At 70.7% G+C, this 13,314-nt stretch carries 12 protein-coding genes; 9 read left to right on the plus strand and 3 right to left on the minus strand.

Annotated elements, in window-relative coordinates:
* Window positions 1–7: 7 nt before the first annotated feature.
* Entirely contained in the window at window positions 8–1,036 is a 1,029-nt protein-coding gene (locus MYSTI_RS08590) for a TldD/PmbA family protein (RefSeq protein ID WP_015347333.1), read from the minus strand.
* A 381-nt stretch (window positions 1,037–1,417) separates the two neighbouring features.
* On the opposite strand from MYSTI_RS08590, the gene MYSTI_RS08595 reads away from it, so the two are divergent.
* From MYSTI_RS08595 to MYSTI_RS08610, 4 genes are all read left to right on the plus strand, one after another.
* Window positions 1,418–1,750: a hypothetical protein gene (locus tag MYSTI_RS08595; RefSeq protein WP_015347334.1), complete on the plus strand. Its 333-nt coding sequence runs from the start codon at window positions 1,418–1,420 to the stop codon at window positions 1,748–1,750.
* A 303-nt stretch (window positions 1,751–2,053) separates the two neighbouring features.
* Window positions 2,054–3,337 carry a metallopeptidase TldD-related protein gene (locus MYSTI_RS08600; RefSeq protein ID WP_015347335.1) on the plus strand — a complete coding sequence of 428 codons (1,284 nt, stop codon included), beginning with the start codon at window positions 2,054–2,056 and terminating at the stop codon, window positions 3,335–3,337.
* Between the two features lie 271 nt (window positions 3,338–3,608).
* Entirely contained in the window at window positions 3,609–4,502 is an 894-nt protein-coding gene (locus MYSTI_RS08605) for a pirin family protein (protein ID WP_052350939.1), read from the plus strand.
* Between the two features lie 88 nt (window positions 4,503–4,590).
* Window positions 4,591–5,235, plus strand: coding sequence for a hypothetical protein (locus tag MYSTI_RS08610; RefSeq protein WP_015347337.1), 645 nt, complete (start codon window positions 4,591–4,593; stop codon window positions 5,233–5,235).
* Between the two features lie 34 nt (window positions 5,236–5,269).
* Here the strand turns inward: MYSTI_RS08610 and MYSTI_RS08615 are convergent, their stop codons facing one another.
* Both MYSTI_RS08615 and pdxR read right to left on the minus strand, forming a co-directional pair.
* Complete coding sequence (locus MYSTI_RS08615) at window positions 5,270–5,746, minus strand: carboxymuconolactone decarboxylase family protein (RefSeq protein ID WP_044279361.1); 477 nt, start codon at window positions 5,744–5,746, stop codon at window positions 5,270–5,272.
* Window positions 5,747–5,898: 152 nt separating this feature from the next.
* Window positions 5,899–7,431 (minus strand): MocR-like pyridoxine biosynthesis transcription factor PdxR, encoded by a 1,533-nt coding sequence (gene pdxR / locus MYSTI_RS08620; protein WP_015347339.1) that lies wholly within the window; start codon window positions 7,429–7,431, stop codon window positions 5,899–5,901.
* A gap of 180 nt (window positions 7,432–7,611) precedes the next feature.
* Here pdxR and MYSTI_RS08625 point away from each other — a divergent pair, with 180 nt between their 5' ends.
* From MYSTI_RS08625 to MYSTI_RS08645, 5 genes are all read left to right on the plus strand, one after another.
* Entirely contained in the window at window positions 7,612–7,869 is a 258-nt protein-coding gene (locus MYSTI_RS08625) for a helix-turn-helix domain-containing protein (RefSeq protein WP_015347340.1), read from the plus strand.
* 323 nt (window positions 7,870–8,192) lie between these two features.
* Window positions 8,193–8,399, plus strand: coding sequence for a cold-shock protein (locus MYSTI_RS08630; protein ID WP_044279362.1), 207 nt, complete (start codon window positions 8,193–8,195; stop codon window positions 8,397–8,399).
* Between the two features lie 77 nt (window positions 8,400–8,476).
* Window positions 8,477–8,659 carry a hypothetical protein gene (locus tag MYSTI_RS08635; RefSeq protein ID WP_015347342.1) on the plus strand — a complete coding sequence of 61 codons (183 nt, stop codon included), beginning with the start codon at window positions 8,477–8,479 and terminating at the stop codon, window positions 8,657–8,659.
* Between the two features lie 164 nt (window positions 8,660–8,823).
* Window positions 8,824–9,699 carry an ABC transporter ATP-binding protein gene (locus MYSTI_RS08640; protein WP_015347343.1) on the plus strand — a complete coding sequence of 292 codons (876 nt, stop codon included), beginning with the start codon at window positions 8,824–8,826 and terminating at the stop codon, window positions 9,697–9,699.
* 12 nt (window positions 9,700–9,711) lie between these two features.
* Window positions 9,712–13,311: an ABC transporter permease/M1 family aminopeptidase gene (locus MYSTI_RS08645; RefSeq protein WP_015347344.1), complete on the plus strand. Its 3,600-nt coding sequence runs from the start codon at window positions 9,712–9,714 to the stop codon at window positions 13,309–13,311.
* The last annotated feature ends 3 nt before the right edge of the window (window positions 13,312–13,314 follow it).

The raw sequence follows: 13,314 nt of genomic DNA on the forward strand, positions 1-13,314 counted from the left end.
GAGCCGCTCAGTGCGCTGGGCGGACGTGCAGCCCACGGAACCTCACCGTGGGCTGTCCGAAGGACACGGGCAGGGGCCCGTGGTCGAGCTTGCGGCAGCCGCGCGTGGCGAAGAGGTTGCGCGCGTCGGCGCCCACCGCGTCGATGGAGGCCAGGGCCTCCAGGCCGTTGCCCGCGAGGATGCCCGGTGACACGCGCTGCCCCAGGCGGCCGTCGCGGACCTCGCGAGCCTCCACGATGTAGAAGCTGAAGTCCCCCGACAGCAGGTCCATGTGCCGAGGCATGAGGTGCTGGACGAGCAGGCCGTGGGACAGGTTCCCCAGGAGCGTGTCCAGGTCTCCCTCATGTGGCTCCACGCGCGTGTGGGCCATGCGTGGCAGGGGCGGGTGACGGAAGCTCACGCGTCGGCCGTGTCCGTTGGGAGCGTGGCCCAGGTGGCAGGCGCTGCGTGAGTCGAGCAAGGGTGCGTCCACGATGCCCGCGCTGAGCAGGCGCACGGCCTGGGCGGGCTGGCCCTCGTCGTCCCAGGCCAGGGTGAGGGAGCCGTGTCCCTCGGTGGGGTCGTCGGACACGGACAGCCAGGGACCCGCGACGCGCTGCCCGAGCCGGCGCGCGAGGTAGGAGCCGCTTCGCGCGACGACATCTCCTTCGAGGGGATGGCCGCAGACCTCGTGGAAGAAGCACGCGGAGGCCGCGCCCGGTGGGAAGACGATGGGCAGGACTCCGGTGGGGCAGGGGACGCCTGGGCTGGACTCGCGAAGCTCGCGCACGAGGGTGGTGGCGTGCTGCACGAGGGTCGGGAGTTGGGCGTGGAGCTGGGTGAGGTCGGGGAAGGCGAAGGCGCGCCAGGCGTCGAGGCTGCCGCCGTGGGCGGGCACGGAGGTCTTGAGCTCGAGGATGGCGTGGCGGGAGACCTGCTGGGTGGAGGTGTGCTCGTCGAAGTAGAGGGTGCGGCGCTCCACTTCGCGGAGCAGCACATCCAGGGAGGGGGCTCCGGCGTCGTGGGCGGAGGCCACCAGGCTTCGGATGATGTCCATCGCCCGAGCTCCCGAGGTCTCGAGGTCGGAGGAAGGGGCGAGCAGGGCACGAGTGCTCGCGCGGGGGGCGGAGGGGAGGGAGGCGGCGAGGCGGACGGGGTCGAGGTGTTCCTCCCAGAGGTGCTCGGTGCCGCCGTCGGCGGGGCGGGACTCGCAGAGGCCCTGGTCTCGTTGAAGGGGGAGGACGCGTGAGCCGGAGCGGGAGTGAACGGCTTCGGCAGTGTCTCGCCGCTCCACGAACCAGCTCGACCTGTTGGACTTCGCGGCGCGCACGTCTCGACGTTCTAGCCGACCCGCTGGGCCACGCGAAACGTGGGCGGTGAGATGTCAGGCCCACTCGAGCGCGATAGCGTCGGCGACATCCATGCGGCAGGGGGGAACATGATTCACATCGTGGTGAGGCACCCGGATGACGTGCAGACGTGGAAGAACGACTGGGTGGATGGAAAGGGCCCCTTGATGAAGTGGATCACGACGGACGCGGAGGTGGCTCGGCACTGCCAGACGGCGAGGGTCACGGGCGTGCGCGTCCGGTTCCACCGGTGCGGCTTCCAGCCGTTTGTTCCCGTGGTCTGTTGTGACGCCCGCGTCAAGGACGTCCAGAAAGTCAGCCGGGATTTCTACATCGTGCACTTCGAGGACCAGGTGGCGATGAACCTGGAGCCGGTGCACAAGCCCCACCAGCGGCAGAACTGGTACAGGGCCGGGCCCTGAGCGTGGGGATGCCGGGTTCTCTGCGCGGACCGTGGGGCGCTTCATCGGCACCGACCCGCCCCCGAACAACCGGGCACTGAGTCGCAGGACTCGCGAGCGGGAGTTCCTCGCCGCTTCATTCAGCGGCGGCCTCATGGGTGTCTCCGCTGCCGAGCCCCTGCGCGGCGGAAGTGCCCCTGTTCTCAGGGTGGCCCGAGGGAAGAGGCCCCGGCGCGGCAAGGCTCACCGCCGAATGAGGCATGATGGTGTCACGTGAGCACTGGCCCCTGTGAAGATGTGCGGCGAGAAGTCGGCGCGGAACGGATGACGCCGGATGCACTGGTGGCGGCCGCGCGTGCTGCGCTCGCGGAGGCTGGCCCGGAGCTCGCGGGGTTGGAGGCAGAGCTGTTCCTCGTGCGCGAGGGCTCGCTCGCGCTGGAGCATGAGGCCTCCTCGAATACCTTCGCAGCCCGCCTGGGCGACACGTGCTCGGCCGTCGCTCGAGTCTGGAACGCCACGGTGCGCGGCGGAGCGTCAGGACCCATCGGAGAGGGCGCGGACCTCCGGCGGCTCCTGGTTCAGGCCGCACAGCGCACTGTTCCGTCGTCCTCGCCTCCACCTGTCACGCCACTCCCCACCGACTCGCGGCTCCCTTCGTGGCACTGGGAGCCCTCCGTGTCGGAGGCACGGAGCGATGCCGTGCGTATCGCTCGCGAGTGCGTACCCGAAGGCATCGTGGTGCAGGCGCTCGTGCTCACCCGCCGATTCACCTGGTCCGCGCTCGTGCGAGGTCACGACGTGCTCGCGCAAGTGGAGCAGCGAGAGGAAGCCTTCGTCCGCTGCGAGACTCCCAGAGGCGCGGTGGTGGATGCGATAGGGCTGCGCGCCGGCCAGACGGCATGGGCGGCGCTGCGCGAACGGCTGCACGCCGCGGTTGACGCATTGTCGGGCCCTGTTCGTGAGGCGGACCCGCGCCTTCCTCGCGTGTTGCGTCCCGCGGTCGCCGCACCTCTCGTCGCGGGGCTGGGCTGGTTGCTGCGCGGTGACGTCGCGGTCTCGACGCCCGCGCTGGCTCGTGCGGTGGGCAAGAAGGTCTTCCCCTCCCTGCTCACGGTGGAAGACCTCCCCCGACACGCCGAGGGGACACGTCAACGAGACTGGGACGACGAGGGGCGAGCAGCACAGGCTCTTCGCCTGGTCGAGGAAGGACGACTGCTGGGCTTCCTCCACTCCCAGGAGAGCGCCGCGCGCCTGGGCGTTCCAGCGCACGGACGCGGACTTCGCGACGGAGCCATCGAGCCCGGCGCCACCTCGCTCAACTTCTTCATCGCTCCTCGTGGAGCCACCTTGCCCGCGAGCTACACGGAGCTGGTCGCGAGAGTCGAGACCTTCACGACGATGCCGCGCCCCGGGCGAGTGTCCCTCATCGCTGGTGGGTGGGAGGTCCGCGACGGACGACGTGTGCACCGCATCGCGCCGATGGAGTTGGAGTTGCCCGTGCTGGAGACCTTCCGCTCGCTCCGAGGCGTGGGGGCCGACCTGACGTTCTTCCCCACCGCCGAGGGCTGCGGCACCCCCACGTTGCTGCTTCCTCCCGCGACGGAGTGAACACGCCCGGTCCGCATGCGCGAGACCGACACGACTCGGGGTGCCGCTCTTCGCGTGGCTCACAGGGCTCGCCGGGGGCCGCTGCGCCCCCACGCTGCTTCCCTCGCTGGAGTGTGCACACCCGGTCCACACGCGCGAGGCCCACAGGACTCGCGGTGCTCCTGCGTCGCGCGGCTCGCCACGGTGGAAGGACCGGTGGATACTCGACGGACCGCTGACGTGAGCCGACCTTCTCGCGCGGCGATGCTCACGGAGGAGCGCTGAGATGGGGATGGATTCGTCGTCGGCCTCGGGCCCCGCGTCCGCGCGGACGGAGCGCGGCGTGGTGGCGGTGTGGCCCGCGAAGCCGACGGAGCTCGTCGGCGACTCTCGTGTGCTGCGCGCCCTTCCCCGTGTCGAGCTGCGCCGAGTGGGCCCCTTCGTCTTCTGCGACCACTTCGGCCCCTCGCCCGCCGTGCCGGGGACCATGTCCGTGCCCCCGCATCCGCACATCGGCCTCCAGACCGTGACGTATCTGTTCTCCGGAGCCATCCGTCACCGCGATTCCCTGGGCACCGTGCAGGACATCCAGCCCGGTGACATCAACTGGATGACCGCCGGCCGCGGCATCGTCCATGCGGAGGATGTGGACTCGAGCCCGGGGGCCCCACCGCTCCACGGCATCCAGACCTGGGTCGCGCTCCCTCGCGCGCAGCGCCAGATTCCGCCCGCCTTCGAGCACATCCCTTCGGCGATGCTGCCCTGCGTGGAGCACGAAGGCGCACGCGTGCGAGTCCTCGCCGGAAGACTGGGCGAGGCCCTCTCCCCCGTCCCCGCCTTCCATCCCCTGACATACCTGGACGTGGAGCTCGAAGCGGGAGCCACCGTCTCGTTCCCCGTGGAGCCCACCCACGCACTCGCCCTCTATGTGGCCGACGGCGACGTCTCCATCGGCGGCACCACGGTGGAGCGCGGCCTGCTCGCGCACCTGGACGAAGGCGCCTCCACGCTGACGCTGCACTCGGTGCGCGGTGGCCGCGCGATGGTGTTGGGTGGTGAGCCGTTGCCGGACCCGCTCGTCATCTGGTGGAACTTCGTCGTCGACAGCGTGGCCGAGGGCCGCGCGCGCTTCGCGGACTGGGAGGCGGGGCGCTTCCCGCCGCTCGCTCCCTGGGTGGACAAGTGACCAGCCCTTCGTACCCAAGGACCACGCCTGGGCGTCCCCAATCCAGTGCATGCTGCGCGCGCGGCGGCGGACGCCGGGAGGACAGCGGATGTCGGGTCAGTCGTTGGCGATGAAGTTGTTGGAGGGTGCTCGGGAGTGGGCGAAGCGGCTGCCCTCCGCGCTCTCCGGAGACATCGCGGTGGACGTCGGTGGCAAGCGGTTGCGGCTGTCCCACGTGCGCGTGGAGACGGTGGTGCGGCAGTTGTTGGGCAACGTGAAGCACCTGGAGCTGCGCCAGTGGGAGTCGCGTCCCAGCGTCTATGACCTCCGGCTGTCCGTGAAGGGCTGGAAGGTGCGCGTGGAGACGACGCTGGAGCGCGTGGAGCTCGCCTCGGGGCGCTACCGGCTGTGGCTGCTCACGCCCGGGAGGGTGGAGCTGGAGGAGTCTCGCGGCGCGTCGTCGCTGGTGATGGGCATCCTGCGCGCGGGCGCGGGAAGGGCCGCGCTGCGCACGCTCGCCGAGCGCCTCCTGCCTCCGGGACTGACCTGGAACGGACAGGTGCTCCAGGTGGAAGGAAAGCTCCCCGCCGAGGGCGTGCTGTCCGCGAAGCTCTTCGAGAACGCCGCGCTCGCGATGAGCGTGGAGCACGTGGAGGAGGGCCTGTGGCTGGGCGCCGAGGCCTGGCCTGGACTGCTGGACCTGCTCCAGACGCTCTTCGGCACGGAGCTGCCTCGCACGCCGCCGGGGACCTGACGCCTCCGGCGCGTGCGTGCGAGAGGCCCGGGGCTCAGCCCTCCTTCTGCGCGGCCTTGGGCGGCTGGTACGTCCCCGGCGTGGTGCGCGAGGCGACGGCCAGCCGGTTCCACGCGTTGATGGTGGCGATCGCTCCGGTGAGGTCCGCCAGCTCCTTGTCGGAGAAGTGCGGCTTCACCGCCTCGTAGACAGACGCGGGCACATGGCCCTCCGCCACGAAGGTGACCGCCTCCGTCCAGGCCAGGGCCGCGCGCTCGCGGTCCGTGTAGTAGGGGCTCTCCTCCCACGCATCCAGCCCGTACAGGCGCTGCTCCGTCTCACCCAGCACGCGCAGGTCCTTCCAGTGCATGTCGATGCAGAAGCCGCAGCCGTTGAGCTGCGAGGCGCGCAGCTTGATGAGCGTGAGGAGCTTCTCGCCCAGCCCACACTCGTGCAGGTACTTCTCCAGCGCGAGCATGGCCGTGTAGAGGCCCGGGGCAACCTTCGGCGTCACGAATCGGGGCGTTTCCATGGGGGTTCTCTCTTTGTGCTCGAAGGGGGAGGGATGTCCCCCGTTGCTGGCGTTGAAGTAACCGTGCCCCCGCATCGACGCGAGGGCCACTCGCGCACCACTCCATGGGGCCACTTTCCAACGAGGGGGAGCCACTCGCGCGTGGCGCCGCCTCAGCGCAGCGCCCGGGCGAGCATCCGCACACCCTCGGGAATCCGCTCCTCGGGGACACACGCGTAGCCGAGCAGCAGGGCGCCTCGGCCTTGGGATTGGACCCGGAACGCGGACAAGGGCTGCGTCAGCACCCCGGCCTGGAGGACGCGGGCCGTGGCGGCCCGGTCGTCCTCGCCCTCGGGGAGCCAGCCCACCAGGTGCATTCCCGTGTGGAGGGGAGACACGTCCAGGCGCCCCCGCAGCTCGCGCGAGGCCGCCTCCACCAGGGCCTCCTGCCGGCGGCCGTACAGCACCCGCATGCGGCGGACGTGGCGGCTGAAGTGGCCGTCGTTGAGGAAGTCCGCGACCACCGCCTGCTCCACGACGGGCGTGTGGCCATCGGCGAAGCGGCGCGCGGCGGTGAAGGCGTCCACCAGCGGCTCCGGCACCACCAGGTAGCCCACTCTCAAGGCCGGGGACACCACCTTGCTGAACGTCCCGATGTAGAGCACCCGCGCATCCGGGGCCATCCCCTGCAGCGCGAGGAGCGGGCGGCCCTCGTAGCGGAACTCGCTGTCGTAGTCGTCCTCGACAATCCACGCATCCGAGCGCGCGGCCCACGAGAGCAGGGCCTGCCGCCGCGCCTTGCTCATGGCGACACCCAGCGGGAACTGGTGCGCGGGCGTGACGACGGCCAGCCGCGCCTCCGGCCCCAGCCGCTTCCCCGCCTCCACATCCAGCCCCTCCGCATCCACGGGGACGGGCACCAGCGTGGCGCCCGCGGCGACCAGCGCGCCCCGGTACGCGAAGTAGCCGGGGTCCTCCACCCACGCCGCGTCGCCCGGGTCCAGCAGCACTTGCGCCGCCAGGCTCATGGCCTGCTGCGCGCCGTTGACGATGATGACCTGCTCCGGGACACACCGGACGCCGCGCGAGGTCGCCAGGTAGTCCGCGACGGCACGCCGCAAGGGCGGATGGCCCGCGGGCTCCGCGCGCTGGAGCAAATCCCCCCACGAGCGCCGCCAGCGCGTGTTCAACAGCCGCCCCCACAAGTCGCTGGGGAAGGCGTCGATGGACGGCGTGCCCATGCGGAAGGCGAGCTGGCTGGGAGGAATGCCGGGCACCGACAGCCGCATGTCGGGCAGCATCGCCACCGCGCGCCCCCGCCGGGAGATGCCGGGCGTGTGCGCCGGCGCGGGCGGAAGGGGGCCGACGCGCTCCGAGCGCAGCACCCGCTCCGGAAGCTCGCGCGCCACATACGTGCCCGAGCCCAGGTGCCCCACCAGGTACCCTTCCTCCAGGAGCCGCGAGTAGGCGTTGAGCACCGTGTTGCGCGACAGGTCCAACTGCTCCGCCATCGCCCGCGTCGACAGCAGCCGCGTGCCCGGCGCCAGCCTCCCCGCGACGATGGCCGCGCGCAGCGCCTCCATCAGCTGCGTCTGGAGCGACGCGCCCGTGGAGGCATCCAGCACCACCGACGTGGCCGCCATGGCCGCGGGCCGTTTGCGCGCGGTGCGCCGCTTCGCCGTCGCCGCGCCCTTCGACGGCGTCATGGCCTGCTCATCCCCGCGAGAACCCCGAGGACGAATGATTCACCCCGGTGATGTCCGGAATCACGACACATCACTGTTGGAAACAGAGGCAAGCGGGTTACGCCTGTTGCGTAGCCGCAAGCGCCATCGCGCTCGGGGCCGGCCGGAGTGTGGGCCATCTGCAAGAGGAGGGGGTCCGTCATGCTGGGGTTGCCGTGGTTCAACCTCATCGTCGCGCCGCCACGCGCGAGAATCGAGGAGGGAATGCGTGAGAGGCTCTTGCGCGCGGCCGACGTGCTGGTCCGGGAGGAAGGCCCCGACGCCCTGACGTGGGAGGCCCTCGCCCGGCGTGCCCGTGTGGGGCGAGGCACTCCGCGCTACCACTTCCGGAGCAAACAGACGCTGCTGGACGCCCTTGCGGGCTTCTCCTCACACCCCGGAGTGCGGGGAAGGCGTTGACTCCTCGACAGGCACTCCCTCGGAAAGTCCACGCCCGCACGTCCAGGGGGCCCGATGCCAGGCGAGTGCCCGCAGCCCGGCCGTAGGCTTACCCGCGAGGGTGACTTCCGCTTTATTCCCGGGGTCTCCATCTCTTTCTAGGTGCGGCGAGCCCGTAGTTGGGCCATTAGACTGAAACGAGAATGGTTCGGGGTGCTCGTGCGTTCTGCCGCTCGGAGTCAGGGCCGGTTGGACATGGGCCCCCTATCAGGCTAGAGGCAGTTTCACATCTCAGGTTCGAGATGCGAGGCGGCTCGGATGCCGCGAGAAGAAAGAAGACGCACATGGCGACTGGTACCGTGAAGTGGTTCAACGACGCGAAGGGCTTTGGCTTCATCGCGCAGGATAATGGCGGCCCTGACGTGTTCTGCCACCACACCGCCATCCAGGCGGACGGGTTCCGGACCCTGGCCGAGGGTCAGAAGGTGGAGTTCGACGTCAAGAAGGGCCCCAAGGGGCTCCAGGCGGAGAACGTCCGCCCGGTTGGCTGAGCGCGTCCGCTCCAGCATCCGACGGCCCGGTCTCCTCGCGCGGGAGGCCGGGCTTTTGCTTTCAGGAGGGAGGCGACATGCAAGGAAGGTCGACGAAGCGTCAGAAAGAACAGGCGCGCAAGCAGCACCAGCAGGAGAAGGATGCCAAGCGCGAAGAGCGCAAGCGTGCGAAGGTCGAAAAAGGCCCACGCCAGCCCGGTGATGTGGACCCTGACATCGCGGACATCATTCCGGGGCCGCAGCCGCAGGTAGAGTACTGAGTCAGCGTCTCTTCCTGAGGCCCACCACGTGCTCACGTGGTGGGCCTTGCCGTCTCCGGCGTGGGGCCTCCGCTTCCCTCGGATGAAGGCCTCCCTCGTTTTCGCCGCAATGAGCGCGCCCGCCAGGGCGTAGGGCAGGGGCACTTCCTCCAGGCCCCGACCCCATGCTGCGAATCTCCGCTGTCTCGAAGGCGTACCCCAACGGGGTGCGCGCCCTCCAGGGCATTGACCTGAGCATCGACCGAGGACTGTTCGGCCTGCTGGGACCCAACGGCGCGGGCAAGTCCACCCTGATGCGCATCCTGGCCACGCTGCAGGCGCCGGATGCGGGGCAGGTGACGTTCGACGGGCTGGACGTGCTCGCCCGACCGCAGGCCCACCGCCGGCACCTGGGCTATCTCCCTCAAGACTTCGGGGTGTACCCGGGCGTGTCCGCGGTGGACCTGCTCGACCACCTGGGGCTGCTCAAGGGGCTGACGAACGCCCGGGAGCGGCGCGAGCAGGTGGACGCGCTCTTGAGCCTCACGAACCTCCACGCGCACCGGAAGAAGGCGGTGAGTGGCTTCTCGGGCGGCATGCGGCAGCGCTTCGGCATCGCCCAGGCGCTGCTGGGCAACCCCAAGCTGCTCATCGTGGACGAGCCCACGTCGGGGCTGGACCCGGAGGAGCGCCAGCGCTTCCACAACCTCCTGGGCGAGGTGGGGGAGAACGTCGTCGTGCTGCTCTCCACGCACATCGTCGAGGACGTGCGCCAGCTCTGTCCGCGCATGGCCATCCTCAGCGAGGGGCGCGTGCTGTGCGAGGGCGCGCCGGAGGCGCTGGTGGCCTCGCTGGCGGGGAGGGTGTGGCGCAAGACGGTGGAGAAGGGCGCGGTGGAGCGCTACCGCGCGTCGTTCCCCCTCCTGTCCACGCAGCTGCAGGCGGGGCGCACGCGGGTGCACGTGCTGGCGGACGCGAGGCCCGAAGAGGGCTTCGAGCAGGTGCCGCCCGACCTGGAGGACGTCTACTTCTCCACGCTGTCCCACCGTCGCGCGGCGTAGCGGGGACGAGCCATGCTTCGGGGAATCCTCCACTTCGAGTGGCGCTATCACACGCGCCAGGCCGTCTTCTTCGCCGCGCTGGCCATCTTCGCCGCCATGAGCTTCGCGCTGGTCGGCACGGGCTACGGCGGCGACAACGTGCAGCTCAACTCGCCCCACAGCGTCGCGCAGTCGCTGGGGCTCCTGTCGCTCACGTCCCTCTTCGTGCTGGGCATCTTCTGCGCGTCCACCGTGCAGCGCGACGCCGAGCACGGCATGACGGAGCTGCTCTACACCACGTCCGTCACCCAGCGGGACTACCTGCTGGGCCGCTACCTGGGCGCGCTGCTCGCGACGCTCGCCGTGTTCGCGGTGGCGACGCTGGCGCTGATGCTGGCGCCGTACGTCATGGCGGTGCCTCCGGAGCGCGTGGCGCCGCTCGGCGTGGGCCGCTACCTCTGGGCGCTCCTCGTCGTCGTGACGCCCAACGTGGTGTTCGCCGCGTCGCTGCTGTTCGCCATCTCCGCGCTGTCTCGCAGCCGGCTGGCCAGCTACGTCGGCGGCGTCTTCGTGTACGCGCTGTACCTGGTGGGCTCCATGTGGGCGGAGTCGCCCATCATGGCGGGGACCGCGCCGCAGACGGCGGAGTCGCTGGCGCGCGCCGCGCTCCTGGACCCCTTCGGCCTGTCCGCGCTGTTCGAGCTGTCCCGCTACTGGCCGGAGGCGGAGCGCAACACCCGGTTCGTCCCGCTGACGGGGAACTTCCTCTGGAACCGGCTCTTGTGGCTGGGCGTCGCCGCGGCGGTGCTCGGCTTCGTGCACGCGCGCTTCTCCTTCCGGACGTCGGCGGTGAAGCCTCGCGAGGAGAAGGCCGAGGAGGGGCCTGTCGCCCCGGCGGGGGCGTCGTACCGCCCCGTCGAGGTGGGGACGCCTCGGGGGCGCTCGGCGTGGGCGGTGTTCGCGTCGGCGGCGCGGCTGGAGTTGCGGCACGTGCTGCGCAGCTGGCCCTTCCTGGCGCTCCTGGCGCTGTGGGTCTTCGTCGTGGGGATGGAAATCGTGACGGGGGCGGGGCGAGGGGAGGCCGGCACCTACCGCATCCCCACCACGGGCCGCGTGCTGGAGAGCATCTGGATGCCGCTGTCCCAGGTGGGCACCCTGGTGGTCATCTACTTCGGCGCGGAGCTGGTCTGGCGCGAGCGGATGGCGCGCTTCGAGGCGCTGCTCGACGCGACACCTTCTTCCAGCGTCTATTTCTTCGCCTCCAAGCTCACCGCGATGGGCGCGCTGGTGGGCGTGATGACCGCAGTCCCCGCCGTGCTGGGCGTGGCCTTCCAGCTGGTGCGCGGTCAGGTCGTCCCGGAGCCTCGGCTCTACCTGTCGCTGTTCTACTTCGAGGGGCTCCCGCTGCTGCTCTTCGCGGTGGCGGTGCTGTTCATCCAGACGGTGAGCCCTCACCGGTACGTGGGCATGGTGCTGTCGCTCCTGCTGGCCCTCGGGGTGAGCCAGGGCGCGTCGCTGGGCCTGGAGCACCCGATGACCCGCTTCGGCGCGGCGCCCGCGGTGTCCCACTCGGACCTGGATGGCTTCGGTCCCACGGCCGCGTCCTTCACGGCGTTCATGGTGTACTGGAGCGCCTTCGCGGGGCTGCTGGCGCTGGTGACGTGGGGCCTGTGGCGGCGCGGACTGGGCGCTCGCTGGAGCGCGCGGCTGCGGGCGCTGCCGGGGGAGTGGGGCCGCGCGGGGCGGTATGGCGCGATGGCCTGCGGCGGGGTGTTCCTGCTCGCCGGTGGCCTCATCGTCCGCGACACGTGGGGCCTGGGCACCTACCAATCCCGCGACGCCTCGCTGGCGTGGCGTGAGCGCTACGAGCGGACGTACAAGGTCCTGGAGCCCCTCCCGCTGCCGAGCATCGTCGCGGTGACGTCGCGCCTGGACCTCTTCCCGGAGCATCGTCGCTACCGCGCCACGGGGACGTACCGGCTGGAGAACCAGACGCAGGCGCCCCTCGACACGCTGTGGGTCGTGGTGCCCCCGACGGCGAGGCCCGTGTCGCTCTCCCTGCAGGGCGGCGAGCAGGTGGCGCATGACGAGGAGTTCGGCATGTTCCACTTCCGGCTCCAGCCGCCGCTGCCTCCCGGAGGCGTGTCCGAGCTGTCCTTCGACGTCACGCGCGAGGAGCGGGGCGTGAGGGCCACGGGCTTCGAGCTGTCCCTGGTGGAGAACGGCTCGTTCATCCTGAACGACGAGGTGTTCCCCACGCTGGGCTACCGGCGAGGCCACGAGCTGGGCGACCCGGAGGAGCGGCGCGTGCGGGGGTTGCGGGAGCAGCCCCGGATGCCCCTGCTCGACGAGAGCGGCCGGACGCCCGTGGTCCGAGCGCCGGTGTGGCACACCCTGGACCTGATGGTCTCCACGTCCAGCGACCAGACGGCGGTGGGGCCGGGGACGCTGCGCAAGCAGTGGAGCGAGGACGGGCGGCGCTTCTTCCACTACGTCGTGGACCGGCCCATGACGCCGAAGTTCGCGGTCGTCTCGGCCCGCTACGCGGTGGAGAAGACGCGGCACCAGGGCGTGGACGTGGAGGTCTATTACCATCCCGCGCACGCCTACAACGTGAAGGCCATGGTGGAGGCCACCACGCGCTCGCTCGACGACTTCGGCGCGCGCTTCCACCGCTATCCGGACGAGCAGCTGCGCATCGTGGAGATTCCGTCGTCGTGGAGCTTCGGCGCGCTGGCGATGCGGCAGGTCATCTACTTCGTGGAGGACCGGGGCTTCCTCACCGACATGCGGCACTCGGACGCGGTGGACCTGGTGACCCGGCGCACGGCGCACGAGGTGGCGCACCAGTGGTGGGGCCACATGCTGGACCCCGCCACCGTGGAGGGCGCGACGATGCTGGTGGAGTCGCTGACGAAGTACTCCGAGCAGCGAATCCTCGCGGGCCTGCACGGCGAGCACTCACTGGTGCGCGAGCTGGCGTTCGACCGGGACCGCTACCTCGCCGGACGCACGGAGGAGTCCACCCAGGAGCCGGGGCTCTACAAGGGCACGGGCCAGTCGTACCTGTACTACGGCAAGGGCGCGCTGGTGATGAACGCGCTGCGGGACTTGCTGGGCGAGGCGAAGCTGGACGCGGCGCTGCGGCGCATGCTGGACGCGCCGGGGCACGAGAGCTCCCTGACGACGCTGGACCTGCTCGACGCGCTGCACGCGGAGGCGACCCCCGGACAGCATGTCCTCATCGACCAGTGGATGAAGGAGGTCGTCCTGTACGACTTGCAGGTGGAGTCGTCCTCCGTGGAGGCGCTGCCGGACGGGCGCTTCCAGGTGACGGCCCGCGTGGCGACCTCGAAGCGGAGCGTGCGGGGCGGAGAGGACGTCCTGTTGCCCATGGACGAGGCGCTGGACGTCGCCGTCTACACGAACTCACCGCGCGACGGCGTCGTGGAGGACAACCTGCTGCACGTGCAGCGGCATCCCTTCCAGGGCGCGTCCACGGAGGTGTCCTTCACCGTGGAGAAGCGGCCGACGCACGTGGGCATCGACCCGTTCATCCTGCGCATCGAGCGCGAGCGCGGCGACAACTTCCAGAAGCTGTCGCCGCGCGGTTCCGCCTCCGCGGCGCGTTAGGCC

The organism is Myxococcus stipitatus DSM 14675, assembly GCF_000331735.1.
Classification (GTDB): Bacteria; Myxococcota; Myxococcia; order Myxococcales; family Myxococcaceae; genus Myxococcus; species Myxococcus stipitatus.

Bases quoted from the DNA above. Each gene is read 5' to 3' on its own strand.
- MYSTI_RS08610 (WP_015347337.1), top strand. From the start codon at position 4,591: ATGTCGGGTCAGTCGTTGGCGATGAAGTTGTTGGAGGGTGCTCGGGAG.
- MYSTI_RS08605 (WP_052350939.1), top strand. From the start codon at position 3,609: ATGGATTCGTCGTCGGCCTCGGGCCCCGCGTCCGCGCGGACGGAGCGC.
- MYSTI_RS08635 (WP_015347342.1), top strand. From the start codon at position 8,477: ATGCAAGGAAGGTCGACGAAGCGTCAGAAAGAACAGGCGCGCAAGCAG.
- MYSTI_RS08600 (WP_015347335.1), top strand. From the start codon at position 2,054: ATGACGCCGGATGCACTGGTGGCGGCCGCGCGTGCTGCGCTCGCGGAG.
- MYSTI_RS08630 (WP_044279362.1), top strand. From the start codon at position 8,193: ATGGCGACTGGTACCGTGAAGTGGTTCAACGACGCGAAGGGCTTTGGC.
- MYSTI_RS08625 (WP_015347340.1), top strand. From the start codon at position 7,612: ATGCTGGGGTTGCCGTGGTTCAACCTCATCGTCGCGCCGCCACGCGCG.
- MYSTI_RS08640 (WP_015347343.1), top strand. From the start codon at position 8,824: ATGCTGCGAATCTCCGCTGTCTCGAAGGCGTACCCCAACGGGGTGCGC.
- MYSTI_RS08615 (WP_044279361.1), bottom strand. From the start codon at position 5,746: ATGGAAACGCCCCGATTCGTGACGCCGAAGGTTGCCCCGGGCCTCTAC.
- MYSTI_RS08595 (WP_015347334.1), top strand. From the start codon at position 1,418: ATGATTCACATCGTGGTGAGGCACCCGGATGACGTGCAGACGTGGAAG.
- MYSTI_RS08645 (WP_015347344.1), top strand. From the start codon at position 9,712: ATGCTTCGGGGAATCCTCCACTTCGAGTGGCGCTATCACACGCGCCAG.
- pdxR (WP_015347339.1), bottom strand. From the start codon at position 7,431: ATGACGCCGTCGAAGGGCGCGGCGACGGCGAAGCGGCGCACCGCGCGC.
- MYSTI_RS08590 (WP_015347333.1), bottom strand. From the start codon at position 1,036: ATGGACATCATCCGAAGCCTGGTGGCCTCCGCCCACGACGCCGGAGCC.